1 pseudogene is annotated in these 741 nt (G+C 64.8%); it reads right to left on the bottom strand.

Going from position 1 to position 741, the window contains the following annotated elements:
- Positions 1-741: pseudogene (locus EP237_RS22895) on the bottom strand (FG-GAP repeat protein); the annotation flags it as partial.

Genomic DNA, 741 nt, shown 5'->3' with positions numbered 1-741 from the left:
ACATCCCCGGCGGAACTGACGGAGATGCCCGAATAGTCACCCGCATCCTCGCCGACGAATTCATAGGAACTGCCGGTCGCCGCCACATGGGTCAGGCTGATCACCCCATCCACCGTGCCATCGGCCAGGTCCAGCGCAGCGAGGTCATCGGCATTCACCAGATAGGTGCTGCCGGAATCACTACCGCCGCCATCGGCCGTCCTATAGGCTCCGATCAGCAGATCGTCATTACCATCGCCATCCACATCCCCGGCGGAACTGACGGAAATGCCCGAGTAGTCGCTCCCGTCCTCGCCCACGAATTCGTAAGAGCTGCCGGTCGCCGCCACATGGGCGAGGCTGATCACCCCATCCGCCGTGCCATCGGCCAGGTCCAGCGCCGCCAGGTCATCGGCATTCACCAGATAGGTGCTGCCGGAATTGATGCCGCCGCCGTCGTCGGCAAAGTGGGCCCCGATCAGCAGGTCGTCATTGCCATCGCCATCCACATCCCCGGCGGAGCTGACGGAGGTGCCCGACCAATCATCCGCATCCTCGCCCACGAATTCATAGGAGCTGCCGGTCGCCGCCACATGGGCGAGGCTGATCACCCCATCCGCCGTGCCATCGGCCAGATCCAGCGCCGCGAGGTCATCGGCATTCACCAGATAGGTGCTGCCGGACGCGCTGCCGCCGCCGTCGTCCGACCCATAGGCCCCGATCAGCAGATCGTCCTGGCCATCATTGTCCACATCCCCGGCG

This window comes from Nioella ostreopsis (genome assembly GCF_004000255.1).
GTDB classification, from domain to species: Bacteria; Pseudomonadota; Alphaproteobacteria; order Rhodobacterales; family Rhodobacteraceae; genus Nioella; species Nioella ostreopsis.
The sequence above is the reverse complement of the archived record's forward strand: the minus strand, read 5'-3'. Positions and strand labels throughout refer to the sequence as shown.